A 26913-nucleotide genomic window follows, 5' to 3' on the forward strand; every position below is an offset into this window, starting at 1 on the left:
GGCTGAAATCGAGAAAACCAGCCTTTCCGGTAAAGTCTCCAGGAAGGCTCGATCATCTTCAGGCAAGGGATGAATCCCTCTCCACAATTTGTTCGCCTACAAGCTGGCCGCTTAAGGTAACCATCGGCATTCCACCGCCTGGGTTCACCGTCCCCCCGACAAAATAGAGGTTGTTGTAGCGTTCACTCTGCTTCGGATGCTTGAATCCTTTATTCTTTTTTTTGTCTGACACGGTCCCATAAATCGCCCCGCGGTCGGAGCCATACGTGCGCCTGATATCTTCCGGTGTCCACATATCACGAGTGACAATGTTGTCACGCAAACCATCGAGGCCCATTTTCTCCAATTTAATCAGGACACGCTCAGCGAATTGTTCATAATCCGCTTGAGTATACGGATTTTCATCCCTGATAAAAGGAATATGAGGCAGCACTTTGATATTTTCATGCCCTTCAGGTGCCTGTGTCGGATCGGTTTTATTCACGTTAACGAGATAAATGACGGGATCCTCTGGCAATTCACGGCGATGGAAGATCGATTCCATCTGCGCCTTCATATTTTCGGCGAAAAAGAAATTATGATGACGCAGCTGCGGATAGCTCTTCTTCACGCCGAGATGCATGACGAGACCGGAACTCGCCGGTTCGAATTTCTTTTTTAATTTTTTAATATAATGGCTGTCTTCCTCCAGCAATCGCTCGTAAACCGGTATCACCTCCATATTGGAAACAAAGTAATCTGCTGTGAGGCGTGTTCCGTCTGCCAAAACGGCTCCGGTAATTTCGCCGTCCTTCTTTTCAAGTTTGACGATCGGCTTTCCAAGGTGGAAGGTCACCCCGACTTCTTCCGCCAGCTTCACGAGGCCGTCGGCGAGCTTGTGCAAACCGCCGGGAACATACCATACGCCCTGGTCATGCTGCATATAGATCATCATATTCATCACGGCCGGCGCATCGTAAGGGGATGAACCTACGTATTTAATAAAATAGGAGAGCATATCCCGGAACTGCTCGTTGCTGATCCGCTTATCGAGGGATCTATGTACGGTCGATAACAGGTCAAAGTTCTTCAAGGCCGAGAACAGCCCCGTATGCTTCATCATCCCTCTCGTGGAATCAACACCGTGCTTAAATAACGTTTTATCCGTCATATCATAGAGGGTTTTCGAATAATCCAGCAGCTTCTGATATTCACGAATGTCCTTTTCACTGAGAGAACCGTTCTTCTCTCGCATGTCGTTCACATCTTCATATAAGTCTATGACATTTCCATCGGGAAAAAAGGAACGCCATTGATGATCCAGCTTCTCAATCGGGACATAATCCTTCATGGATTTTCCGCTGGCCGCAAACAATTTCTCGAAAATATGGGGCATCGTCAAAATGGACGGACCAAGATCAAATCCAAAGCCATCCTGATCCAGCCGGTTCAACTTTCCTCCAATGTGATCGTTTTTTTCATATAAGGATACATCGTACCCAGCCTGCGCCAGTGAAATGGCAGCCGACACCCCGCCGAGCCCGCCTCCAATGATAAGTACCGTTTTATTTTTCAATGGTGACCGTTCCTCCTCTTCGGAAATCTTGTTTGGAGCATATATGTTTTGTAAAACACGTTACATCCGCCTGTCCTTCTACAAGTTTCATATCAATCTCCTCCAGATCCATATCTCGATCATTGAACTATATTCTGTTTGTTCAGACTTTTCTCAGCATCAAGTCTGTACATTCCTCACTTATCTTATACCCCATCTCACACTAAAACGAAAACGTTGGATGTGTTTTGTATAAAAATAATTTCAGGAAGAGCTCTGATTTTTACCGGATATCAACTGTCCGGCTTTATGGAAGAGTAGAATAGAGGCGCAGCAGGAACGGTCGGGAAGCATGGGGACGGTTCTCGTGCTTCCATTTGGAGGAAGGAGGGCAAAGAGTGGTCTCCTGGGTTCACTGATACCCAGGGACCTTCTCCTGTGGCAATATCTGGTTCAGACTTCGACTCGCCGGTAAAGTAACAAATAAGAATCCTTTACACATAAATCAGCTTCATAATGACGGCAATTACAGCAAATGGAACCGGAATGAAAGGGACTATACTTAATAAACCCATGAAACTACTTTTCTCTTTTTCTGCTTAAACATATATACATCAAAAAACGGTGCCTGACCCCCAGCACGCTAAAGCTTACCATGCTGGGCATCAGGCACCAATCTAGTGCAGGAATGTATAGCTATCATCAATTAGAGGTCCGTCCCTCTAATTCTCTTATTGCGCTGATCGCTCCTATTTTTGTACATACAGTAGCCCCTACGCGATTGCTGGTTGAAATGACGTTCTTTAATTCTTCGAAATCCTCCAGGAAGGCTTTTGGATCCTGATGGAGATTGAATTGATGCAGTGCCGCCCCAACGAATGCGTCTCCTGCTCCCGTTGAATCAATGGAATGAACGGGGATGCTTGGGACGATACACGATTCTTTTCTATTTGAAACGAGTGTTCCAGCCTTCCCAAGGGTGACGGCTACCGTATTGGCTCCGAGTCTATGAAAACGTTCGACTCCATCTGATAGATGGACGGATCCAGAAATGATCCTACATTCCTCTTCGCTTACTTTGACGAAGTCTGCTTGACTGATGCACTGCTCCGTGACCCCAATGAAGTCCCCTTCTCTCCCTTTCCATAAGTCGCTTCGAAAGTTCGGATCGAAGGAGACGAACTTCCCTGCTTCTTTGACCGTTTGGATAAAAGATACGTACGCGGATTTAAAGGGATCATCCAATAAGGCGGTAGCCGATCCGAAGTGAATGATGGAAGATTCCCTCCAGTTGCTTTCATGGAGCTCTTCCTTGTTCAAATGGGCATCCGCCCCTCGATTAAACACGAAATCTCTTTCCCCATCTTCTTTCAATGATACAAATGCCAGAGTCGTAGGATGATCCTCATCTAGAAGAATGGAAGAATCATCAATGATAAGATCTTTCATGGTCTTTTTCAAGAAATGGCCGAACGGGTCATTTCCTACCTTACTTAGGAACCTGGCTCGCCCCCCAAGTGTGGTGATGGTGGCACATACATTGGCAGGAGCCCCTCCTGCTTGCTTGGAAAAATGTTGTCCTTGAGCCAGGTCTGTATTGATATCGGTACAGAAAAAATCGATGAGCAGTTCACCGATGCAAAGGATCGATGGTTCGTTCATATGCTCAAACTTCCTTTCCCCAGATAGTTGAAAGCTCGGTAACCAAGAGTTCTTCAACCTTGGCACTCCCTCCATTGGCAGTGAGGGAAAGGGTGTGGTTCGTTCCCTGTGGGAAGATCAGGTTGGTTAATACTCCCCGTCCTCCCTGTGCAAATACCTCTAAGGAAGATGCGTCCAGAAATAACTGAAGGCTGAGTGTATCATCTATTAATGCCACAGGACATTCGGAAATTCCCGGGAATGAATCCGAAAACGCGTGTTCTCCTGACTGAGTCCGATCGACTGATAACATATTAGTGATTCGATTGTACCGAATACTCGTTATTTCATCGGATGAATGGTGGATCGTCAGACTGAACTCCTCTGCCCCTTTCAACGTCACAGCCAGATTCACTTCCACTAATTCATGATTCACATCCATTAAGGATGCTTCTTCCGTTACCTCTATTGCTTTAGTGACCTTTGATTCTTTTCTGATTCCGTTGATTTCGGATACAGGTTTTTGTAAAAGCTGAACACCATCTGCAGTAGAAATCAAGGTCAATTCTCGAGGCAGCGTCATGGCTCCTCTCCACGTTTCAGTTGGAACCTGGTTTGCATATCTCCAGTTGTTCATCCATCCAAGGTAAATCCGTCTCCCGTCCTTTTCAGGAATATCGGACCAGCTCACTCCCGCATAATTGTCCCTTCCGTGATCCAGCCAGAGAATGGTGTCCGCACCATGATGGTTGATGAACGTCTTGCCGTCAAAGTCCCCAACAAAGTACTGCGTCCTTGACCCTTCCTTGAAATCGGGATTGTCACCAATGCTCACCAGCATCACCCATTTCACATGATGGTGATTTCCGTCGACCATAAGTGGAAACAGATCCGGGCATTCCCATACTCCGAAATGGGCTCCTTCGTCCTGGCCGAATTCACTGGCGAATTCCCAGTCGATCAAATTAGGTGACGTATAAATGGTAATCGTTTGACCAGTCGCAAGCACCATGACCCAACGTTCAGATCCGTCATGCCAAAATACTTTGGGGTCCCGGTAATCGGTAATGTCTTCATCTGACAGGACAGGATTTCCCTCGTATGTCTCCCACGTCCTGCCGTTATCGTGGCTGTACGCAAGGCTCTGCCTCTGCCTTGGACGATCGGAATCCGGATAGGTGTCCGCATGTGTATAAATGGCGACCAGCCCGCCATTCTCTTCTTCAAAGAAACCGGATGTATTCTTCCAATCCACGACGCAGCTTCCAGAGAAAATAGCCCCATGCTCATCTGGATATAGAGCGATCGACAGCTCCTCCCAATGGATCAAATCACGACTCACCGCGTGCCCCCAGTGCATCGGTCCCCACGTGGTTCCATGAGGATGATATTGAAAGAAGAGATGATATTCCCCTTTGAAATAGACCATCCCATTCGGATCATTCAGCCACTTTTCCTTCGGCGAAAAATGAAATTGTGGACGATAGGTTTCTGAATAAAGGCTCATTTTTTCTTGATAATGATTCGTCATATGGATTCTCCTTTTGCATTTGAAAGGCTGCACGATTGCCGAGGCAAGGTACAGCCTGAATGTCATTATGATTGGTTACGGTCATATCCATCCTGCTTTATTTTCAACCACTCCTGTAACCCGAGGCGGTCGAGTTCTTTCAAGTAATCCGCCCATTCTTCATCGGCTTTCCCGTTGGTGATCCATTCCGCCTTCTTACGCTGCACATAAGCAAGCAAGTCGGTCTCGATCTTCGAAAGCTTATCTAATTCCTCAAGGGAGAAGAATACTTTTGGATAGATGTTATCCGCCTTCATATCCGGTACCATGACTTCCTTCATGAGTCCGAGTCTCCAGGCAGCATCATCCGGTTTTGTCGTCACGGTTCCATAGTATTCGTCCAGGATTGCCAGTGGGCCCCCGACGGATGTCTTTTCCCTGAGCTCAACAGGAGCCGTTCCTTCTAATGGAAGGTGTTTTAATGAATGACTGGCACTATCCATTTCGAAGATGTTCTGCTGTTTGTCATCCCCATATGTTCCCCAGTTATTCTGAACCGATTGTAGCGGGTTATAGAATTGATCGATCCATTTCGCCGTCAGTTCAAGGTTCTCGTTCGCACTCGTAATGACCATTTTGTTCCGGTCAAATCCCATTCCGTTCGTTCTTGCCACATTCTTCGTTCCATCAGGTCCTTCAAGGGCCGACATGAGGTCGTATTGATCGTTCATACCCGTGATATTGGCTTTATCCCATGTGAAGTACATGCCGTAACGTCCTTCTTTCCCTTTCGACAGGTAGGTATTCCAATCCTGTTCAAACGCTTCTACGTCAATCAAATCTTCTTTATATAATTCATTCAAATAATTGATGGCATCCTTATATCCTTCATCGGCTGCCGTCAGCTTCACTTCACCGTCGTTGGTGACGACCGTGTGATCCCAGTTCTCACCGAGTCCGAATGAACCGAACAAGAAGGACACATCTTCACCTCCATGGTTGATGATGAAGGACATCGGGATTTCATCTGCCTCTCCATTTCCATTTGGATCCTGCGTCTTGAATGCTTTCAGGACTTTTTTAAGTTCATCGGTTGTTTTCGGCATTTCAAGCCCCAGTTTATTCAGCCATTCGACATTGATCCATGGGAAGTCATCGACGGAGTGGATACTTTCTTTTCCTGAACCCAGCTCCTCAATCCAAGGGAAGGAATAAATATGTCCATCCGGTGCCGTCATCATCGATCGATATTCAGGCGCAGCGTCCAAGACCTTTTTCAGGTTCGGCATATGCTCATCAATCAGATCCTCAACGGGAACGATCGCGCCATCCTTCGCAAGCTTCAATAGCTCATAATCACTGTATCCTGCATTCATGATCGCGTCTGGAAGCTCGCCGCTCGCGACAGCCAGATTCCGTTTTTCATTGAAGGTTTCTCCCGCTGTATAATTAGTCCAGTCGATTTTCACTCCCGTTTCTTCCTGGAGCCTTTTGAAGATCAGCTTTTCATTTGGATCATCCGGAGCAAGAGGTGAGCTGGATGTCATCATCTTAAGAGTCACTTGCTCCTCTAACGGAAACTTCACATTTTCCAGTTCATAATTCTCAGAAGAAGCACTTTCACTGTTGTTGCTGCATCCTGCTGCTAGCAGCATGCCTGACATTAAAATCGCCGACATTGTCTTCGTTTTTTTCCCCATTGTTAAACCCCCATTGATAAAAAATAGATTATTTTAAAGATCCCACCATTACACCTTTTTCAAAGTATTTCTGGAAGAATGGATACATAATGATCAGCGGTAAGCTCGCTAATACGATGGATGAATACTTTATCATCTCTGAAATTCTTTGGAGTTCAGCTGCCGCCTGCTGGTCAGCGATCATTCCCGGCTGCACCTCATTCTGGATGAGGATCGATCGCAGAACGAGCTGTAACGGGTACAAATCCCGGTCCTCAAGATAGATCATCGCATCGAAGTAAGAATTCCATTGTGCGATGAACGCATAGAGCGCAATGACAAAGATAATCGGCTTTGATAATGGAAAGACGATGTTCAAGAAAATCTTGAACTCCGAAGCCCCGTCGATTCGGGCCGCTTCCTTCAACTCATTCGGAATCGACTTGAAATACGTCCTCGCAAGGATGATGAACCAGACGTTGATGGCATTTGGGAGGATGATCGCCCAAATCGTGTTCAGCATCCCTAAGTCCTTCACCACCATATACGTCGGGATCAATCCTCCGTTGAAGAACATCGTGATGAGAAAGAACACCATGATGAACTTTCGACCGACAAGCCCTTCAGCCGAGAGGGAATAGCCGGCAAAGATGCAGACACTCACGGTGATGAGGGTGAACCCGGCAGAATAGAGAATCGAGTTGATGAATCCTTTGACGATGGTCCCGTCCTCGAAGATCCGTTTATATCCCTCGAGCGTCCAATCCGATCCGCTGATGAGGAATCCTTTTTTCACCAGAACATTCGGTTCAAGAACCGAGGATAGTAGAACGTATATCAAAGGGAACAGAACGATGATCACGATTCCCCCAAGCAGGATTTTGTTAATGAAAAGAATGAGTTTATCACTCCTGGTGTATTGGTACATCTCGTTTCCCCCTTTCTATAAAAGGCCTTCGCCTTCGTTTAATTTCTTGACCACACGGTTGACGAAAACCAACAAGATGACATTGATGACGGCATTGAACAACCCTACTGCCGTGGCGAATGAATAGTCACCGGCCTGCAGCCCCCGCTTATATACATAGGTCGAAATGATTTCCGAGGCTGGAAGGTTCATAGACGTCTGTAACAGATAGGCTTTCTCAAATCCGATCGCCATGATGCCTCCTGCAGCCAGGATGAACAGAACCGCCATGACAGGCTTCAGTGTCGGAAGATCGATGTGCCAGATACGCTGCAGCAGGGACGCCCCATCTACGGTTGCTGCATCGTGAAGCTGGGGATCTACATTGGCGAGTGCTGCCACATAAATGATCGATGCCCACCCTGCGCCCTGCCAAACCCCTGACCAGATATAGATGCTTCTGAAGGCATCGGGATCAGACATGAACGAAATCGGCTTATCCGTAAATACCGACAACATCGCATTAATGGGTCCCGTAGGTGAGAGGAAGAGAAAGATCATACCCGAGATGACGACGACCGAGATGAAATGGGGTGCATACAGGATGAGTTGTAGATTTTTCTTGACTCCTGCTTTTCTGAGCTGATTCAGCATGAGTGCAAGGATGATTGGAATCGGAAACCCGATCAGTAGCTCGAAGGAACTTAATTTCAACGTATTGATCAGGATATCCATGAAATTCGGAGACGATAGAAAGTCCGAGAAGTGCTTCAATCCCACCCATTCACTTCCATTGATCCCCCTGATGGGACTGAAATCCTTAAAGGCGATGGATGCGCCGTACATGGGAACATATTTGAAAATGATCGTAAGAATGATGGCCGGTGCAAGAAACAAATAGAGAATATAGTTTTTCTTCATATAATGGAGCTTGGTTTTGAGTTTCGAATTTTTCTGTGTTTCTGTTATGACTGGTGTATCTGCCTTCGCAAGTTCTTGCAATCGTTTGACCCCCTTTATAAAAAATCAAGTTGTTTGTACTACAATGACCTGCCTGTTGAGTTCACTTTACTAGAATCCCAGAATGAAAACGTTTACTATTTTCGGATGAAACAGTTTAAATTTTTTGGAAGTTCACCGCACAAAAAAACCTCCGGCGTCTGCCAAAGGTTTCTACTCTAAATCATTCAGTTCTTCATTAATCGTTCTTACCGCCTTATCTGCTGACGTTTTGACGTCTTTCCCTCCGATACCCACGTCTTCAAATAACGTTTTGACCGCTTCACTCACGACAGGATAAGCAGGGGTAATCGGTCTATTCCTTGAGTACTTTTGTGCCTGTTCCACAAAAATATTCTTAGGGTACTCATTGAATTCAGGAAAGGCTTCGGCAACAGAATATCGCGCAGGAACATCACCGGTGATCTCCACATACTTTTTCGCTCCTTCAAAGCTGGTGACATATCGGACGAACTCCCATGCTTCATCGGGATAGTCGGTTTCAGACGATATACCGAGGGACCAACCTCCGTTTGGAACTGCCTGTTCGCTCCCTTTCGGCAGGGCGGTAATCCCGAAGTCCTCACCCAGTCGGAAATCAGGATTCATCATACTGAGACTCTCCACCATCCAGGAGCCGAGGACGGTCATGCCGAGCTTATCGGTCTCCAATGCCTCCTCGGGGAGTTCGACCTTGGCCACCCGGTGTTTCTGATAGAGATCCTGATAAAACTGCAGGGCTCTCAGGGAAGCCGGGGAGTTCAAATAACCACTCGCTGTCTGATTGTCCGGATCCAGAACATCTCCTCCAAATTGCCAAAGGATAGGCATCTTGAAGTAGGAAGGTGACTCCCCATCCGGGAATCCTTGAGCCGGGTCGATCCCCGTGATGTCAGGTGATAAAGCAGAGATCTTCTTAGCTGCCTCGAGAACCTCCTCCCATGTCATCGGGTCATGTGGATTTTTGGAAGGGAGGGATACTCCCGCTTTTTCGAACAAATGGATATTATAAAAAAGGGCGACACTCGACTCTGCAATGGGTGATAAATAGATTTTATCCTCGTATGTGATCCCCTTCAACGTAGGGGCTGCGAGATCCTCGATATGACCTTCTTGTTTCATATAATCGTCCAGGGACATCAATCCACCCGCACTGGCATAAAGGGCGAGAGTCGGCGTATCGATCGTCAAGATATCAGGTGGATCACCCGCTGCCATTTCGGTTCTTAGTTTCAACTCATAATCACCATATGGTACAGGAATCATCTTCACTTCGATCGTAGGATGCTCCTTATTAAAGTCAGCCACCAGCTCTTCATACGCCTGATTCTCAAGCTCTGTCCCTTTGTTTCTCCAGAATGTCAGGTGGATCTCGGGCTTTTCATCTTGTCTTTCACCAGCCTTATCCCTGCTGCTTTCCTTGAAGGAGGTGAAGGAGAAGATGCTGTAAATGCCTGCTGTTAACATGAATAGCGCAGACAGAACATAGATAATGGTTAATTTATACTTCATCGTGCCTCCCCCTTATCCTCTGTCATGGATTTCCGGTAATCAAGTGGCTTTTGTCCAAATCGCTTTTTGAACACCGTACTGAAATATCCGGAATTGGAATAGCCGACAAGATGGGCAATTTCGATGACCTTTAACTGTTCGTCCATCAACAGGGAACGGGCTTTTTCCATCCGGAGATTCACGAGATAATCGCTGAAATTCTGTCCTACCAGTTCTTTGAACATCTCCGATAAATAGGCCGAGTTGATATGGAATTGATCAGCAAGGGAGGTGAGTGAAATTTCATTCGTGTAATGCCTGTCCATATACCGCCTTACATTCTCCACGATGGCAATGCCATTAGAGGAATGGCGGGTTTCACTCACCTTTTCCGCAATCACTCTTGCAAGGTCCAACAGTTCTCCTTTAACCCGGTCACGGGAAGTCAGTTCCCATATCCCAAGTTGACAATTCCACATCTTCTTCTTCAAATCATCGGTATATAGATCATATTTTCTTGCCATGGATCCAAGCATGAAGAGCACCCGGCTTGCTGCAAAGGAATACGACATCACTGATTGCCGGTCGCATTCAGCAAGAGTTGTCAGAAGATGTTTTTTGAAGCTCTCGAAATCCCCCTGCTCCATACTGTTTGACAGCTTCCACTCTGCATCCTCAGTGAACTCGGCGGTCTGTTTACTCGATGTCCCGTCGATAAGCTGGGACATGACATCAGCTGAACTTTGGCTCCAGGAAAGAAGGGCCGAAATATATCCGTTCTTTAATTGTGATAAGCCCCTGACCACTTTCCCCAGTCCGATGACCGTTTCAAGATTGAGATAGGCGCTGACATTCTTTTGCAGCTCCTTAACAAAGTGAGGGACTTGATCTCCCCCTGAATGATGATGACATAGAAAATGAATCATATTCGGATAGCTAGCGTCATAGAAGGACATGATGCCTTCGTGCTCATAGGATAATTCTCTGCACAACATCTTGAACGGCAGAAACAAATCCCTCACTTGTTCGGAGTCACTACTTCGAATCTCTACGGTAATAAAATGGACGACAGCGTCCTCACCCACCAGCACATCAAGCTTCAACTGACTGAGTCTCTCCCTGGAAATATTCTTCTCTGCCCATTCATCCTTCACCAAATGAAGCAGGTACTGCTCCCTCATTTCCTCGGCGTGGAATTGGTTCATTCTGTCCGATTCCACCCTTCTCTGCTTCTCCGCTTCAATTTCGCCCTTGCTTTTCCTGAGGGCAGCCGTCAATTCCTCGGGATCGACCGGCTTAAGGAGATAATCCTTCACTCCTTCGACCAAAGAGGAACGTACATACTCGAAATCCGCGTATCCCGACAGGACGATTACCTTGATCTCAGGATACTTACCCGATAACGCTTTCACAAGCTGCATCCCGTCCAAGACCGGCATCCTGACATCGGTCAGGACAAGATCAGGCATCACCTCTTCAATGACCTGTAAGGCTTCCTTACCATTGGAGGCTTCACCGGCAATCACAAAGCCTTCCTCTTCCCAATCCACTTTCCACTTCAACCCTCTTCGGATTTGAATTTCATCATCGACCAGAATCACTTTCAACATGAAGATCCCCCTCTCCACTTTTTATGCGTAAGACAATGGTTGTGCCTATATTCTCTTTGGATGTAATGTGATAGGTGAAATGTTCTCCGTAATACAGCTTCAAACGTCCCAGGACATTTTTAAGCCCGATGCTTCGTCCTTTGCTTTCAAGTACTTGACTGGTTTCATGACGACTCAGGTCACGTTCCAACTCTTCCACAATAGACTCAGGGATACCAATTCCATTATCCTCAATCACAATCTCCACACAGTCATCCATTTTCTTCGTCGCAATGCGAAGAACGGCCTCCGTTTTTTCTATGAAACTATATTTCACAGAATTCTCCACAAGTGGCTGGATGACGAACTTAATGATCGGGAGCGTAGAGGCCTCAGGATCTTCCTCAATGGAAACGGAAAGAGCCTCTTCATAGCGCAGCTTCAGAATTTCCATAAACCTCCGTATATAGGTCATTTCTTCTCCGAGCGTCACCATGTCCGATTCCGTATTGAGGGAATATCCCATGATCCTCCCTAAGTGGATTGTGACATCAATCACCTCTTTGTTCTTCCCTTGAGCTGCAAGACCACCGATGGTTTCCAGCGTATTATTGAAGAAATGGGGATTGATTTGCAGCAGCAACGCCTTGTATTCCGCATCCCGTCTGCGGATATTGGCTTCATATTCCGTTTCGATCAGGGTGTCGAGGCGGTTGGTCGTCTGGCCGAACACATCCACCACATAGCCAATCTCATCATTTGCTGTCTTAATGGAAGGAATCAATTGTTTCGCTTTCTTAAATTCTCCCTTTTCAACCAGCTTCATGGCACCGGTCAATTTCCCCAAAGGCTTTACGATAGTAGAAGAAAAAAGATAAGACGCCATGATCGTCAATAAAAAAATCCATCCACTCGTCAATAGGAGATTCCTCTGAAGCTCATTAATCTGTGAGAAGAGTTCAGACTTGGTAATCTCACTGACCAGTACCCAATCCCCTACCTTTGCCTTCTGATAGAAAATCATATACTCTTCTTTCTCGAAAGGGACCTCTATTAATCCCGAGCTGTTTGTTTCCGTCTTAATGGTCTTTAAACTTTCTTTTACTACATTCTCCGGTGTATCAATGCTGCCCGTCAGCACATTTCTGCCGCTGCTGTCCAGGAGATAGACTCTTCCGTTCTCACCCAGCTTGATCTTGCTTAAGGCATTCTCAAGAAGGGACGATGGAAAGTTCACCTTGATCACCCCGGATAAATCAAGCGTATTAATATCAAAGAGAGGAAGAAGATAACTATTCACCTGATCCGCCATCAGATCATTATGAGACCTCAGCCAGCGTTGATCGTCTTTATAAAAATCATCGAACCAAATGGTTTTCTCCAGAGGAGGAAGATTCCCGGCAGTCCCAGTCCCATCATTGAGGTAAACCGATACGGACATCGACTTGGAATTGTTGATCATCATCGAAGATAACTCCGCCTTTAACTGGTTTTTCATCAGGAGACGTTCAGCATCCGTTGCCTCCCTTTCATCCTCCTCGGATTTGATCCAATCCTGAGTCGTAGGGTTCACCAGTACCTGCTTTCCTAAATCCTCTGCCTGCGACGTAATCGAATCAATATACAGGGAATACTGTTCCATCATTTCAATCGTCGAACTCGTCGTACGTTCCTCCATGATGGACGTAAACCAGTTGGGAATCAGAATCGACAGAACGAGAAAAGGAAAGGTCAGCAGCAAGGTGAAGATCATAAATAATCGATTGCGAAGTGAGAAAAACATATGGCCTCCATGGTTAATGCAGTATAGGATTCTATTGTTTGAAAAGTGAAACTACTATTCTACTAAATTTACCATAGAATGGGTGGGGTAAAAAGAGAGAAAAAGGTGGAGAAGCACAGGGACGGTTCTCCTGCTTCCATTTCATCCACTTAAAACCTTACCCTCAGAAGCATGGGAACGGTTCTACTGCTTCCATCAGCATCCTTAAACTATGGAAGCACAAAAGGTAAAAAGGAAAAAGACCGTCGTGAATGTTTCAGGACGGTCTTTATTTCTCTTTTTTTTAAAATAGTGCCTGCCCTTTGTACGGTAACGTTTTTCCATCTTGAGGATCAGACACCAATTGATGTTTATGATATTATTCAGTCAAATGTTGAATAGCGTAATCCGCTTCCTCTTGAGTGAACTGTTCGCCGTAATCAGAAACGAGCTGGTCTCTTATCGCTTCTGGTGCCATAGCCATGGAATCTTGATAACTTTTTGCTTTTTCCAGGGCGTTCTTCTTAAAATCAGCTTTTATCGTATCAATCGCATATTGTGCTTCTTCCGAAGTGAACTGTTCACCGTGCTCTGAAATGAGCTGATCATAGATGCCTTGCTTTGACATGTACATAGTATCAGAGTAAGATTCCGCCTTTTTCAAAGCATTGTCCTTCCAATCATATTCAAGCTTCTCCATGGCATACTCAGCCGCTTCCTCGGAAAACTTTTCACCAAACTCTGAAACTAATTGGTTATGGATCGAAGCTTTGGACATATTCATGATCTCAGCGTATGTTTTCGCTTTTTTCAAAGCGGATGCATGTTCTGCTGGGACGTCATCTTCCACTTTTGATTCTTCTTTTTTGGGTTCCTCTGTTTTAGGCTGTTCCGTTTTAGGTTCCTCTTTTTTCTCTTCTGACTTTTTTGGCTTAACCGCCACGGGTTCGGTAGCTTCTGATTTGACTTCCTTTTTCTTCGTATCAACCGTCTCATCACCATTCCCACCAACAGCTGCTACAACAATCAGAATCGCAATGACCCAGACCCACCACTTTTTATAGAACGGTTTTTTCTTCTTTGGTGTTTCCCCCACTAGCCGTACCCCCTTCAAATAGTAAGCATACATAAGTAGTATATTTTCCTTACTTATCAAACATGCAGGGAACCAAGGGGACAGGTAACTTAACAGAAAAAGGAGCCCTTCCCCCTGGGACGATAACGTTTTGTCGAACCTGGGGTCAGTCACAAATATATGAAGTAAAGCACCCATATGTTTAAGTGAATATATTCAAAATCAGGGGAAAATTTCATATTATAATCAAACCTTGTTTATTCATTGTTTACTTAACCTATCTTCGAATGTCTTAAGTATAACCACCTGCATTAGAGATAACCTATCTTATGGAGGTGCTCAACATGAGTCGTAAATTTGAAAAAAATCTTATAAGATTGCTTTATTTCTTTGGTATTAGTTCCTTTATTTACTTAATTAAAAAACCACTTGCAAAGGACTGGCTCCTTGTTTTCTTAATTAAAAGTTATTATGCATCATTGGTCGATCAACTAATTGTAAGTAAAGGTTATGTTAAATATCCCACCCGATTTCCAAAACGAGTTAGAACAAGTTTGGTTTTTGATTACATACTTTTCCCAATTTCTTGTGTCTTTTATAATCAAATGACTAAGGATTCTCGCATGATTCAGTGCCTTTTAAAAGTTCTGTATTTCAGTGTACCGATGACTATTACTGAGCTATGGCTAGAAAAAAATACTCAGCTTGTTAAATATAAAAAGGGGTGGAATTGGAAAACCACTTTCTATTCGCTTTCTTTTTCCTTTTTATTGGTCAGATTTTCAATGTCTATTATAAGAAGTCTCTTCAATACTAAATACCATTTTTCTTAAGATTGAGTTTCTTAATCACAAGAGAGTAAAACTTCTTCCCTTCGTGTTCAACCAGATATTTCTGGTTAAACATTTTTTAGAACAAGAAAAAGACCGCCACAACAATCTTCCTTCACAATGTATAAATGTTCCAACCATTCGAGAAAAAACATTAAAGAATTTTTTCCTCCTATTTTGGAACAATACAATTTGATTGCATTAACGAATAAGGAGGTTGATTAGAAATGGATATTCAAAAATTAGCCGATCATGAGTCATTAGATTTACATGAAGTTATTAACTTTAAAACCCTTTGCTTAGCCAAATCAAAACTAATGCAAGGATTGGTGTTTGATCAGGATTTGAGAAATTTAATGAAAAAAGATGTTGACCAATCAATCCAAGCCCTTGGAGAGTTACAGGCAATCTATGCTCGAGCACCTTTTGAAGCACCTGTTCCTCAAAATCGCCCAACACCAATTGTTAATTGAAAGGCAGGTAAAGACCATTGAATAATGACTATTTAGATCCGATAAACGCGTTACATGTTCCCGAGCTTGCAGACACCACCTTTGCGATGGATTTACTTCTTCGTGCCAAAGAAGGTGTCCGCAGTATTGCTGTCGCATTAACGGAGTCCGCATCACCTGATGTTAGAATCCTCTTGCGAAAACAGTTAATGCAAGGGATTGACATGCATCAAGAAATTACAGACCTAATGATTAATAAAAAATGGTTCCATCCATATGAACTAAGTGAACAGTATAAACTAGATCAACTCTCAGCCAACAATACATTGATGATTGGCAAAATGAATCTATTTCCTGTTGAGACCAATAGAAAAGGGTTATTTGACCGGACACCTGATGATCACTAACACTGGAGGCTGTAACCAATGAAGGCAGTAACGTATCAAGGTATTAAGAATGTTGTAGTCAAAGACGTTCCAGATCCAAAGATTGAAAAACCAGATGACATGATTATTAAAGTAACGAGTACAGCTATATGTGGGTCTGATTTACATTTAATTCATGGCATGATTCCTAACCTGCAAGAAAACTATGTTATTGGCCATGAACCGATGGGAATTGTTGAAGAGGTTGGACCAAATGTTACGAAAGTAAAAAAAGGGGATCGGGTTATTATTCCTTTTAACATTGCCTGCGGGGAATGCATGTATTGTAAAAACCATTTGGAAAGCCAATGTGATAATTCTAATGATAATGGTGACATGGGAGCGTATTTCGGATATTCGGGAACGACTGGCGGTTATCCAGGCGGGCAAGCTGAATATTTGAGAGTGCCGTTTGCCAACTTTACTCATTTCAAAATCCCTGAGACTTGTGAAGAACCTGATGAAAAGTTATCAGTTATTGCCGATGCGATGACTACAGGTTTTTGGAGTGTTGACAATGCAGGCGTAAAGGCCGGAGATACAGTTATTGTATTTGGCTGCGGTCCGGTTGGTCTTTTTGCTCAAAAATTCTGCTGGTTAAAAGGAGCAAAGCGAGTAATTGCCGTTGATTACGTCAATTATCGTCTGCAGCACGCCAAGCGCACTAACAAAGTAGAAATTGTTAACTTTGAGGACCATGTGAATGTAGGAAATTATCTTAAGGAAATTACCAAAGGCGGGGCAGATGTTGTTATTGACGCTGTTGGTATGGACGGTAAAATGACTGATATGGAGTTCCTTGCGAGTGGAATGAAGCTCCAAGGGGGAGCATTCAGTGCGTTTATAATGGCTTCACAAGCAGTGCGTAAAGGCGGAACAATTCAAGTCACGGGCGTTTACGGCGGTAAATATAATGGATTCCCAATGGGAGATATTATGAACCGAAACGTCAATATTCGAACTGGACAAGCACCTGTTATTCATTATATGCCATATATGTTTGAATTAGTTTCGACCGGAAAAATTGATCCAGGAGATGTCGTAAGTCATGTCCTTCCTCTTAGTGAAGCAAAACATGGCTATGAGATTTTTGACACAAAAATGGATGAATGTATTAAAGTCGTGTTGAAACCTTAAGGAAGGAGGTATAAAAAATGAACTACGCCTTGCATGAAGTTCTTGAGGTCCATGAGATGGCTGCATTTAAGACCAATTGTCTGACTAAGTCCAAAACGATGAAAGCGTTAGTTACAGATCAGCAATTAAAAGATATTATGCAGCAAGACATTGATGTATCTACAAAACAATTACAAGAATATGCTTCTATTCTTTCGAACGCTAAGCAGTAAATTAGGAGGTGAATGAACATGAATCCAATCGTTGAAAATTTAACTGGCATGAACGCACTATCGGATCAAGTGGTTGCAATGGATTTACTGATTGCAGCTAAGAGTGGAGTTAGAAATTTTGCCATGGCTGTTACAGAATCAGGAACGCCGGAAATTAAAGAAATGCTCACTCGTCATTTAACAGATGCTCTTGATATGCATGAACAAGTTTCTTTATATATGGAAGAAAAAGGATGGTATCATGCTTGGGATACAAACGAACAAATCGATTTAGATTTAAATAATATTGATACAGCATTGAACTTACCAACTCTATAAAAAAATAGGAACAGTTTAGGATTACCAACCAAAACTGTTCCTAACAAACCAAAAAATATTTAAATATATAATCCCCCCTTTTGTGCCCACAATTTTTTTACAATTACAAATTCGTTTTTTCATCAAATGGTAGGAGCAGGAAATTCACCAATTTTCATACGAAGTAAACTATAAGGTTTTTGTCGCAGATCTTTTCCATAATGAAATCTTGCCTGCCGGTGTAATTGGTTCACAATGACATATAAGTATCCATCCGGACCAATCGAAAAAGTATCCGGCCATAAAATTCTCGGGTCATGTGCGATGGTTTCCATTGTGCCATTTGGCCATATCTTTCGGATACTATTATTCTCATAATCTCCAGCATAAACGGCCCCTTTTGCATCTGTAATCATTCCATCAGATGCACCTTTTTCTCCCCAATACTCCACATGATAAGGTAAATCCATGTCCGGTATATTTCTGTCTCTCAGGGCTTCTGTGGGAATCGAGTATAGATGACGGCTTGTTAGTGGACAAAAATATAATACCTTTCCATTGGGAGAAATCGCAATACCGTCAGACGCTAATCTAAATGGAGAAGTTCCGCCATCTTTATTTCGATTCATCAACACTTTCCCTTCTACTTTCGGTATAAAATAGGGATCCGGTGAAGTTGAATTTGCTCCAGTTAACCGTCTAAACGCGTTGCCATTTTCTAAATCTAAAACGATAATACCTCCTGGTCCTTTGGAAGAAGAATCCGTTATATAGGCATAACCAGCGTTTCCAACACGAAAATCAAATCGGACATCATTAAGGTAAGTTGTTGGCAGGACTACATCTTCTGTGAAGGTATACACTCTTCTAATTGTATTGGTTTTTAAATCAACAGCGACTAATTTTGCTCCACCTTTAATTGGTTCAGAAAAATTTGGTGCCGCTGTATCTAATACCCAAAGCGTTCCCCTTCCATCCACCACTACACTTTGGACACTGATGAAAGTCGTTCTGATATTCCCAGCGTTAACCAAATTGGTTTGTAAGTTAGGGTAAGGCTGCAGTTTATCTTCCACAATTTCGGCAACCGTAAATTGAACATCGTCTCCCCACTTCGGAAAACAAATGAAAATACGACCAGTTTCCGAAACACTAACACCTGTAGGCATAGCTCCATTAAATGTATAAACTAGTTCAAACTTACCGAAATATTTTTCACTAGGTAACATTAGCTTCATAATATCCTCCTCAAGCATTCAAACGGGATATCACCTATATATGTTGTAAACTTTTTCTAGTGCCTGTTTTTTTAGTAAGTTATCGATACGGAAAAACGATTGAATTGATTGTTTTCGGTTGTTTCGGAAACGTACCAATACCTTTTCCAATTTCTTATTAAGCATGGGTAAGCATGGGGACGGTTCTCCCGCTTCCATTTCATCCACTTAACACCTCACCCCAGCCTCCTTACATCCCTCCCACAACTCCCGATAACTCACCAACCCATATCCATCCCCACGCCTCTCCCGCTTCTCACCCAACACCCCCACCAGCACCCCATACACCTTCAAACTCTCCATCCGAACCTCCAACTCATTCCCCTTCGCATAATCCGTCACCAACATCCCAATCCCTCCCCATTTATCATCACCTGTCCTTGAACCAACGGATCTGTCCCTCCGGCTCACTCAAACCGAAGCAACAGAACCGTCCCCCTGCTTCATCCATCCCCCAACGAAACCGCCCAAACTCTTTCACAAACTCCAACTTCACCGTCCCCACCGGTCCATTCCGGTTCTTCGCAATTTTTAATTCCACTTCCTGCCCGTTCTTCGAATCCAGATGAATCCACGGGGACAGGTACTCCGGTCTTTTTTTCAGAAAAAAACCGCGGTACTTGTTTTTCTCGTGCATCGTCCGTAGCCGATTCAGACTACCTAAGGAAAATAAATGGAATCATTAACCTATTTTCCGGTAAGATAAAATAGACAGGTAGTTTCAGAGAATTAGAATAATAGATTTTGAGACAGGAAACGAAATAAGCAATGGAGGGTAGATATGGCGTTTAAAATTTTCATCATGGTTTTGTTGGTCTATTCGGTGGCGAATTTGGTTTTTTTCATCTTTTATCCCTTAAAATATCATTTGTCTCTTCGGACACTGCGGAAAAGCCTTTATACATTGTTTATAGTAGCGATATCCACCGGTTTGTTGATAGATGAACTCCAATTGTCTAATTGGGAGTTTATCTTGACCTTGACTTCAATCGTGATTTTCATGGATTTAGCCATTCTTCTCACTCCGAGCATTATGAAAATTTGGAGTGCCGAGTTTCAATACACCGATTATGTTGAAGATATCATCAAGACCAATGACAAGATCCATAAGGCCATGGTCTACCGAGTTGAAGCAGTCTCTGAAATGATCCAGAAAAACAATGAGCTTCTCTCACCATCAAGGAGTTACACGGAACAAGAGTTAAAAAACTATCTGGATATATATGCAGAGAAGTTCGGATTCAACGTGCAGATTCACCGGATCCGGGATATAGAGTTTTCAGCAGATGATGTAGATCCGGCCGTGATAGGAGGATTGGCTGCTGATGAGATCCAAGTACTTGTCGAAGCCTACCGCTTAACAGAAGGAATCAGGATGACAGTAGAACAAATCAAGACCATAAATAATTTTGCTTTAAACAGTGAAGAAGAGGATGTAGAAAGCCTGGCACAATCCGCTGTCGTGTCCCTTGTTGATGACGAAAGCATGCTTGTACCGGTATTTACGAATACAGACCAGTTCATTATCGTCTTAAAAAAGGAAATGGGTGATGTGTTAGAGGTAGATGCGATTCACATCACCAATTTAATCTATCTCTTCTATTCGCTTTAAAACGAACCGTGGTATAATGATAGAAAGACCACTTCAATAAGGGAGGGTTTTACATGATCGGGCAATTTAAAGAAAAAGAATCAAGAAAAGGGAAAGTGATCACAGTAAACGGCCGGCGGGTAAAAGTGTCAGCCAGTGCTTCCAGAGTGACCCATCTATCTGAGAAATCAACGAGTAAAATGTCTCTGAATGTCCAGCAGTTGAATAAAAAGGTGCTGCAATTTATCAACAATCAATAGAAGTAACAAGACTCGCAGGAAGCACAATCATGCATCCTGCGTTTTTATTTAGTTGTATACTTCTTCCCCCTCCTGAATAAGATGGATAGTAATGAAACCCTGACAGGAGGGAAAAACATGGACAAGAACCCAAATAAGAAACCAACCCCCAAAAAAGTCACGCATCTCAAAGGCGAAACTAAAATAGATAAAAAGAATAAAGAAGCACTGAAAGTCATTAAGTCAATCAAAGGGATGTTTGGGTAAGGTAGGGGATAGACAGCAGGATGAAATCGTTCTAAAAAGAATATGATACATAAAAAAGCAAGCATTGAGCTCGCTTTTTTTAATGTGTATATGGGCGTGACTGCTATGTCCAAAATAAAAAGCCATAATCATGCAGCGACTTCTTAATAGACAATTAAAACGCTGCTCGAGATGTTACAAGACAGAAAATCCTCATTAATCAAACATCAACCGTAGGGTCAGGCAATCCGGTTTATTTCAATTAAAAAACCGCGGTACCTATCCCCCATGCCCCCAACCACTCACCTCGGCAAATAAAAATAATCCCCCATCTCACTATAATTACCCGCCAGCCTCCCGAGCGGCTGCAGTTTATCCAAATCAATCTTATAGTTTCCTAAATAATACTCTTCATTAATATGATAACGCAGCATTCGGCCGATGATTAAGTGATCGCTCCCAAGCTGAATAATCTGTTCAAGCCTGCATTCCATTTGGATGGGGGCCTCTTTCACACGCTTCGGTCTCACAACGACACTGTCAACCCCCGTCACTCCCGCCGCTTCAAACTCATCAACGCTGCTCGGAAGGTTATCAGCACTCTTCTGCATTTCATTTCCCAGGAATGTGGGAACGACATTAATCACAAATTCTTTCTGTCCCCGAATATTAACGAGCGTATCCTTTTCCGTCCCTTCCCTCTCTCCCACACCTGGTCCAACAGAAATCGAGAGCATAGGCGGATTCCTTGACGCCACCGAAAAAAAGCTGAACGGCGCAAGATTCAATTCGCCCGATTCGGATATGGTGGACACCCATGCGATGGGCCTCGGCACCACGGATCCGCTCAACAGTTTATAGACTTGTTTTTCTTCTAACTCTTCAGGATTAAATTCCACTATTCCCATCTCCTTTCATGTGCATCTGAATCTCATACCTAGTATACGGCTTTCTTTTTCAACTCCAAAATCAATAATAGAAGTAACAAAAATACAGCAATCATCACACCGACGATCATCAGCCATCCAGCCGTAAAACTCCCGAAAGAATCGACAACAAATCCAAACAACGGCGGCAACGTGATGACACCCAATGAGCCAAGTGTGATACTAAATCCGCTGGACAACCCTGAAAACCTGACATCCACAACCTCACTGGCCACATTCATCCACAGCGCATTAAAACCTGATATAGCAAAACCGAACACCATCGTGATTGGGATCATCACCAGAATCGCCGTATGGGACGGCAAGAAAGCCAGAATCAAACTCGCCGCCCCGGCGATTCCCGAAATGATCATCAGCACAATGACGCGTTTCCCTTTAAACAGCCGGTCACTGATAAGCCCCCAGACGATGCGGCCGATCGATCCGCATATTTCTGAAATGACCAGAAGCACCCCGGATAAAAAAAGGGAGATGTGCAAGTATTCATAGCAGTAGATGACGATATAGGTGACCAGGCACAGCTGGGAACCGCTCAACCCCATCGCACTGATACTGACGATCATCAACGGCTTATTCGCCAACAAATGTTTCATTGAATATAAAAATGAGGCACGGTCCTTCTCCCCACTATTCGTTTCCTTAACTGAATCATGATAAAGGGTAAAAGCAACCACCCCGCCAATGATCAGCAAAACACACGCTATGGCAACCACATGCCTCCACCCGTAAACCGAGGCCAAAGGCAGAAGAACCAGCCCTGCAAGTGCTGATCCTGTGGTGATGCCTGTCTGCTTGATTCCCATGGCTAATCCGCGTTGAGTCCGCTGGAACCAATGAATGATCCCCCTATTTGTCACTGGGTGCATCGCTCCGTACCCCAATCCCCCAATGACGACGAGAAGGAGGACGAACCCGAAATGATGGGAAAATGTCATGAGAATGAAGCTGCCGCCTACAACTAAAGAGATAACAAGCAGCAATTTTTTTGAACCTGTTTGATCGACGACAAACCCTACCGGGATCGAAGCAAGTCCCTGCCCCAGAAAGAGGGCGGCAGGCAGCATGCCGATTTGAGATTTAGTCAACTCCAGATCTTCTCCAATGAGGACTCCCAGCGGCCCCACACTTCTCCCGATGAAAGCTACCAGTAACTGGGCAAGGAGCAGGAACCCAAGCATTCTCCAAGGTTCCCGGTAAACGCCCCTCTCCATCTGTTGATGAACTGTATTCATCTCTCTACTACGCTTTCACGTTTAAAGACATTGGCTCATCCTCTACCACCACGCTCTTTTTCGAAACAGGAACGAGAAGGGATCCCGCCACACAAATCAGGAAGTTCAAGGACAGCCCGATGACTCCCCCGTGGATTCCGTACACGGTCTTGTGGCCGGTAGAGGTCAGGAATCCTGCAAGTACGGCCCCGATCAGCATTCCCCAGAATACAGATCGCTTGTCAAGGCGCTTCCAGTAAAGTCCAAGGACGAACGCCGGGAAGACCTGAACCAATAATTCGAATTTCAACACAAAGATTTCATACAGCGTCCCCGGTGGATTCCAGGCAATCCATAATAGAAGGAAGACGGCGATGATGCCTCCGATTTTCCCGACCATTACCTTCTTATGCTCCGATGCACCCGGGTTGATGAACTTCCCGTACACATCGTTTGACAGCATGGAAGAGAAACTGAGCAATACAGAATCGGCAGTCGAAACGATTGCGGCTACGATCCCGCCGAAGAAGATGATCATGATCCAATAGAAGAATGGATTGATCGCTGCAATATCATTCGCCATGAGTCCGACGATCTGTTCGGAACCCCCTGTATCAAGACCAGGATACAGCATGATCCCGATGATACCGATGACAAATACCAGCCCTGTCGTGATAGGCGGCATCCACGCCATACGGGAGAAGGATTTCTTCAATGTCTTCTCACTCTGGGCGGAGTAAATCCTCTGAACGGCATGGGGATAGATACTGGCACCTAATCCTACTAGCACGAGCATGCTGAACCAGTTAATCGACACATCCATCGGCGGTACCGCGGTTTTAGCAGGTTCCATTTCATTGATGTAGCGGGTCACATCACCCAAATTCCCTCCAACCAGGTACAATCCCCCAATCAGGAACACGATGATCCCCACCATCAGGATCAGCCCCTGCATGACATCCGTGAATGCGACCGCTTTCATTCCGCCCATCCACTCATACGCGAGCATGACGAAAATGAAGACAAGTACCGCAATCTGATAAGGAACCGTTCCCCCGGTCATACCGGAGACAGCCTGCCCGATGGCCACCAGCTGTTCCAACAGATAGTTGCCAAGTCCCCAGAGCATGAGGAAAATGCTGAGGATTGTGACCGCCTTAGAATTAAAACGGTGCTGGATCCAATCCGTCGGGGTGACAAAGTTCTTTCGTTTAGCAATGACATAGAGCCTTGGAGCGAATAACAGATAGATCCCGATGATGATGGTCATGAATGAAATGGACTGAAGCCAGGAAAAGCCCGTCCGATAGGCAGAGGGAGCATACCCAACAATGGTATTCCCGCTGTACTGAGTGGCATATAGCGTAAAAAATAAGGCAATGAATCCAAGATTCCTTCCAGCCAGATAATATCCGGACAGACTTTGATGAAGACCCTTTTCCCCTCTTCCGGACAAATACCCGATGAGCAGCATGACAACGGCGAATACCGAAAGGATGATAATACCATCCGCACCTGCAAACGTTAAATCCATCTTCTACTCTCCTCCTTTCATCTGCTCTTCTTCATCCTCGACAATGTTCCATTGTGTGACACACAACCAGCTCAGGTAACCGCAAAGCACGATGGAAAAGAAAGTAGAAATAAAAGCCCATAACGGAAATCCCAGGATGATCGGTTCAACTGCACTGGATGGAAAATACCAAGGGACGATTGCAAGGACAAGCAGCAGTAAACCAATCCAGATCCACACTTTCCGTATCGGTTCCTTGATTTGATTTTGTTTCATGATTTTCCTCCTATCACATGTTTTAATTCAACAACTCTTCAAACTAAGATTTGAGGCGGTAATGAATACTGTGATGTTTTTCAAAGGAGTCAATACTTTCTTCATTTCCCAAAGTAGAATCAATCTCATCCAGCCCCATTAAAAGTAATTCCTTCCGGTAAGGTTCCACGGTAAAATGACTGTGGAAGCCACGGTCATCCGAAACGGACTGCTTCACAAGGTCTATGTTCAGTCTGTAACCTGGCACGTTCTCCGCATTCCTGAAAAGAACTTCGACTTCCCTTTCTTCCAGAACAACCGGCAGCAATCCATTCTTAAAGCAGTTATTATAAAAGATGTCGGCAAAGGAAGGCGCAATGATGACCCGTATACCGAAATCCGCGAGCGCCCACGGAGCATGCTCCCTTGAAGAACCGCAGCCGAAATTCTTTCCGGTCAATAAGATCGGCGCATCCCGGTAGATTTCCTGATTCAAGACGAAGTCCTCTTTTTCTTTCCCACTTTCATACCGCCAGTCATAGAAAAGAAATTCTCCGAATCCTGTCCGTTTGATCCGTTTGAGGAACTGTTTCGGGAGGATGGCATCCGTATCTACATTAATGGCATCCAATGGGATCACTTTTCCCGTCAGTTCAGTGAAAGCTTCTGTCATGGCTGCACCTCCTCCCTTGAATGGGTTTCCCATTTCCGCACATCGGTAAAATGCCCCATGATCGCAGCAGCCGCCGCCATTTCCGGACTCACCAGATGTGTCCGGGCATTCCTTCCCTGTCTTCCTTCAAAATTACGATTGGACGTCGAGGCACATCGTTCACCCGGCAGCACAATATCGTCGTTCATCCCGAGGCACATGCTGCAGCCCGATTCACGCCATTCAAAACCGGCTTCTATAAAAATGGAATGAAGGCCCTCCCTTTCAGCTTGCCGTTTCACCTGTTGAGATCCGGGCACGACCAACGCTGTCACGGAATTCGCCACTTTATATCCCTTTACAATGCCGGCAGCTTTCCGTAGATCTTCTATCCGGCTGTTAGTACACGAACCGATAAACACTTTATCGATTGGTATGGAGTTCATCGGTGTCCCCGGGTCTACCCCCATATACGTCATCGCCTTCTCTGCAGCCTTTTGCTGCTCCGCGGGCAGCCGATCCAATGAAGGAACGCTTGAATCGATTCCAGTGACCTGCCCGGGATTGGTCCCCCATGTCACCTGGGGTACGACCTGGGAAGCATCCACTTCGATCGACAAGTCAAAAACCGCATCGGGATCCGTATAAAGCTCCTTCCATTCTGTAAGAGCCTGCTCCCACTCTTCATCCACCGGCGCAAATTTCTTTCCTTTCAGATAATCGAACGTCTTTTGATCCGGCTGGATGAGCCCTGCTCTCCCTCCCATTTCAATGGACATATTGCAAACCGTCATTCTCTCTTCCATCGAAAGACTGTGGATTGCCTCACCCCGGTATTCGATCACATGTCCAGTGGCAAAATCATGCCCGAACTTCCCGATGATCGTGAGAATAAGATCCTTGGCCGTCGTGCCTGCCGGAAGGGAACCGCTTACATTTATTTCGAGCGTTTTTGACTTGTACTGCTTCAACGTCTGAGTTGCCAATACATGCTCGACTTCACTCGTCCCAATTCCGAAGGCAAGCGCCCCGAACGCACCGTGAGTGGACGTATGGCTGTCTCCGCACACGATCGTCTGACCGGGCTGGGTCAATCCAAGCTCAGGTGCGATGACGTGTACGATCCCCTGGAATTCACTCTGCAAATCAAAAAGCTCGATTCCAAACTGCCTGCAGTTTTCCGCCAGCGCCTCCACCTGCTCCCTCGCAAGTTTATCTTGAAAAGGGGCGGAGCGGTTTCTCGTCGGTATCGCATGATCCATCGTCGCAAGGGTCAGATCCGGCCGCCGAACGGACCGTTTCTTCATCCTCAATCCTTCGAAGGCTTGGGGCGAGGTCACTTCATTCACCAAATGAAAATCGATATATAAGAGAGAAGGCAGTCCCTCTTCTTCCCGTACGACATGATTGTCCCAAATCTTTTCATATAACGTTTTAGCCAC

The 26913-nt window shown here is 44.7% G+C and carries 28 protein-coding genes; 9 read left to right on the plus strand and 19 right to left on the minus strand.

Annotated elements, in window-relative coordinates; translation table 11 throughout:
* Positions 1–58: 58 nt before the first annotated feature.
* From ATG71_RS22600 to ATG71_RS22645, 10 genes are all read right to left on the minus strand, one after another.
* The gene (locus ATG71_RS22600) at positions 59–1555 is read right to left on the minus strand and encodes a phytoene desaturase family protein (protein WP_098441602.1); all 1497 of its coding nucleotides are present in this window, start codon (positions 1553–1555) and stop codon (positions 59–61) included.
* A gap of 681 nt (positions 1556–2236) precedes the next feature.
* Complete coding sequence (locus ATG71_RS22605) at positions 2237–3196, minus strand: carbohydrate kinase family protein (protein WP_098441603.1); 960 nt, start codon at positions 3194–3196, stop codon at positions 2237–2239.
* 4 nt (positions 3197–3200) lie between these two features.
* Complete coding sequence (locus ATG71_RS22610; RefSeq protein WP_286163100.1) at positions 3201–4706, minus strand: glycoside hydrolase family 32 protein; 1506 nt, start codon at positions 4704–4706, stop codon at positions 3201–3203.
* Positions 4707–4771: 65 nt separating this feature from the next.
* Positions 4772–6385: an ABC transporter substrate-binding protein gene (locus tag ATG71_RS22615; protein ID WP_098441604.1), complete on the minus strand. Its 1614-nt coding sequence runs from the start codon at positions 6383–6385 to the stop codon at positions 4772–4774.
* A gap of 28 nt (positions 6386–6413) precedes the next feature.
* A complete protein-coding gene (locus ATG71_RS22620; protein ID WP_098441605.1) occupies positions 6414–7292 on the minus strand; it encodes a carbohydrate ABC transporter permease in 879 nt (292 codons plus the stop codon).
* Positions 7293–7307: 15 nt separating this feature from the next.
* On the minus strand, positions 7308–8273 hold the full coding sequence (locus tag ATG71_RS22625; protein WP_483295324.1) for an ABC transporter permease: 966 nt from the start codon (positions 8271–8273) through the stop codon (positions 7308–7310).
* 171 nt (positions 8274–8444) lie between these two features.
* Positions 8445–9782, minus strand: coding sequence for an ABC transporter substrate-binding protein (locus ATG71_RS22630; protein WP_098441606.1), 1338 nt, complete (start codon positions 9780–9782; stop codon positions 8445–8447).
* Positions 9779–11371 carry a response regulator transcription factor gene (locus ATG71_RS22635; RefSeq protein ID WP_286163101.1) on the minus strand — a complete coding sequence of 531 codons (1593 nt, stop codon included), beginning with the start codon at positions 11369–11371 and terminating at the stop codon, positions 9779–9781. The genes ATG71_RS22630 and ATG71_RS22635 overlap by 4 nt, the downstream gene beginning before the upstream one ends.
* Positions 11346–13133: a sensor histidine kinase gene (locus ATG71_RS22640; protein WP_098441607.1), complete on the minus strand. Its 1788-nt coding sequence runs from the start codon at positions 13131–13133 to the stop codon at positions 11346–11348. Before ATG71_RS22640 ends, ATG71_RS22635 begins: the two co-directional genes overlap by 26 nt.
* A gap of 358 nt (positions 13134–13491) precedes the next feature.
* Positions 13492–14208 carry an Ltp family lipoprotein gene (locus tag ATG71_RS22645; protein ID WP_098441608.1) on the minus strand — a complete coding sequence of 239 codons (717 nt, stop codon included), beginning with the start codon at positions 14206–14208 and terminating at the stop codon, positions 13492–13494.
* 323 nt (positions 14209–14531) lie between these two features.
* Here ATG71_RS22645 and ATG71_RS22650 point away from each other — a divergent pair, with 323 nt between their 5' ends.
* The 6 genes from ATG71_RS22650 to ATG71_RS22675 all read left to right on the plus strand — a co-directional run bounded on the left by ATG71_RS22650 (position 14532) and on the right by ATG71_RS22675 (position 17561).
* Positions 14532–15020, plus strand: coding sequence for a CBO0543 family protein (locus tag ATG71_RS22650; RefSeq protein WP_098441609.1), 489 nt, complete (start codon positions 14532–14534; stop codon positions 15018–15020).
* A 224-nt stretch (positions 15021–15244) separates the two neighbouring features.
* On the plus strand, positions 15245–15490 hold the full coding sequence (locus tag ATG71_RS22655; protein WP_098441610.1) for a spore gernimation protein GerQ: 246 nt from the start codon (positions 15245–15247) through the stop codon (positions 15488–15490).
* Positions 15491–15507: 17 nt separating this feature from the next.
* Complete coding sequence (locus ATG71_RS22660; RefSeq protein ID WP_098441611.1) at positions 15508–15876, plus strand: spore coat protein; 369 nt, start codon at positions 15508–15510, stop codon at positions 15874–15876.
* 18 nt (positions 15877–15894) lie between these two features.
* Positions 15895–17031 carry a zinc-dependent alcohol dehydrogenase gene (locus ATG71_RS22665; RefSeq protein ID WP_098441612.1) on the plus strand — a complete coding sequence of 379 codons (1137 nt, stop codon included), beginning with the start codon at positions 15895–15897 and terminating at the stop codon, positions 17029–17031.
* Between the two features lie 17 nt (positions 17032–17048).
* Positions 17049–17243, plus strand: coding sequence for a hypothetical protein (locus ATG71_RS22670; RefSeq protein ID WP_098441613.1), 195 nt, complete (start codon positions 17049–17051; stop codon positions 17241–17243).
* Positions 17244–17261: 18 nt separating this feature from the next.
* The gene (locus ATG71_RS22675; protein ID WP_098441614.1) at positions 17262–17561 is read left to right on the plus strand and encodes a spore coat protein; all 300 of its coding nucleotides are present in this window, start codon (positions 17262–17264) and stop codon (positions 17559–17561) included.
* A gap of 122 nt (positions 17562–17683) precedes the next feature.
* On the opposite strand, the gene ATG71_RS22680 is transcribed toward ATG71_RS22675, so the two are convergent.
* From ATG71_RS22680 to ATG71_RS22690, 3 genes are all read right to left on the minus strand, one after another.
* Positions 17684–18778: an L-dopachrome tautomerase-related protein gene (locus ATG71_RS22680; RefSeq protein ID WP_098441615.1), complete on the minus strand. Its 1095-nt coding sequence runs from the start codon at positions 18776–18778 to the stop codon at positions 17684–17686.
* Between the two features lie 207 nt (positions 18779–18985).
* Positions 18986–19165: a hypothetical protein gene (locus ATG71_RS22685; protein ID WP_098441616.1), complete on the minus strand. Its 180-nt coding sequence runs from the start codon at positions 19163–19165 to the stop codon at positions 18986–18988.
* Positions 19166–19187: 22 nt separating this feature from the next.
* On the minus strand, positions 19188–19454 hold the full coding sequence (locus ATG71_RS22690; RefSeq protein WP_098441617.1) for a DnaB-like helicase C-terminal domain-containing protein: 267 nt from the start codon (positions 19452–19454) through the stop codon (positions 19188–19190).
* Positions 19455–19598: 144 nt separating this feature from the next.
* Here ATG71_RS22690 and ATG71_RS22695 point away from each other — a divergent pair, with 144 nt between their 5' ends.
* The 3 genes from ATG71_RS22695 to ATG71_RS23890 all read left to right on the plus strand — a co-directional run bounded on the left by ATG71_RS22695 (position 19599) and on the right by ATG71_RS23890 (position 20914).
* Positions 19599–20429: a type II toxin-antitoxin system SpoIISA family toxin gene (locus ATG71_RS22695; protein WP_098441618.1), complete on the plus strand. Its 831-nt coding sequence runs from the start codon at positions 19599–19601 to the stop codon at positions 20427–20429.
* Positions 20430–20482: 53 nt separating this feature from the next.
* On the plus strand, positions 20483–20668 hold the full coding sequence (locus ATG71_RS22700) for a hypothetical protein (protein WP_098441619.1): 186 nt from the start codon (positions 20483–20485) through the stop codon (positions 20666–20668).
* 117 nt (positions 20669–20785) lie between these two features.
* Positions 20786–20914, plus strand: a complete 129-nt coding sequence (locus tag ATG71_RS23890; RefSeq protein ID WP_286163102.1) for a hypothetical protein — start codon at positions 20786–20788, stop codon at positions 20912–20914.
* 281 nt (positions 20915–21195) lie between these two features.
* Here the strand turns inward: ATG71_RS23890 and ATG71_RS22705 are convergent, their stop codons facing one another.
* The 6 genes from ATG71_RS22705 to leuC are packed head-to-tail and all read right to left on the minus strand — an operon-like array spanning position 21196 to position 26913.
* A complete protein-coding gene (locus ATG71_RS22705; protein ID WP_353616301.1) occupies positions 21196–21801 on the minus strand; it encodes a flavin reductase family protein in 606 nt (201 codons plus the stop codon).
* Positions 21802–21830: 29 nt separating this feature from the next.
* Complete coding sequence (locus ATG71_RS22710; protein ID WP_098441621.1) at positions 21831–23072, minus strand: MFS transporter; 1242 nt, start codon at positions 23070–23072, stop codon at positions 21831–21833.
* Between the two features lie 7 nt (positions 23073–23079).
* A complete protein-coding gene (locus ATG71_RS22715; protein WP_098441622.1) occupies positions 23080–24585 on the minus strand; it encodes a sodium:solute symporter family protein in 1506 nt (501 codons plus the stop codon).
* A 3-nt stretch (positions 24586–24588) separates the two neighbouring features.
* Positions 24589–24840: a hypothetical protein gene (locus tag ATG71_RS22720; RefSeq protein WP_098441623.1), complete on the minus strand. Its 252-nt coding sequence runs from the start codon at positions 24838–24840 to the stop codon at positions 24589–24591.
* A 43-nt stretch (positions 24841–24883) separates the two neighbouring features.
* A complete protein-coding gene (gene leuD, locus ATG71_RS22725; protein WP_098441624.1) occupies positions 24884–25492 on the minus strand; it encodes a 3-isopropylmalate dehydratase small subunit in 609 nt (202 codons plus the stop codon).
* Entirely contained in the window at positions 25489–26913 is a 1425-nt protein-coding gene (gene leuC, locus ATG71_RS22730) for a 3-isopropylmalate dehydratase large subunit (RefSeq protein ID WP_098441625.1), read from the minus strand. The genes leuD and leuC overlap by 4 nt, the downstream gene beginning before the upstream one ends.

The sequence above is a fragment of the Bacillus sp. es.034 genome (assembly GCF_002563655.1).
In the GTDB taxonomy this organism is placed as follows: Bacteria; Bacillota; Bacilli; order Bacillales; family Bacillaceae_B; genus Rossellomorea.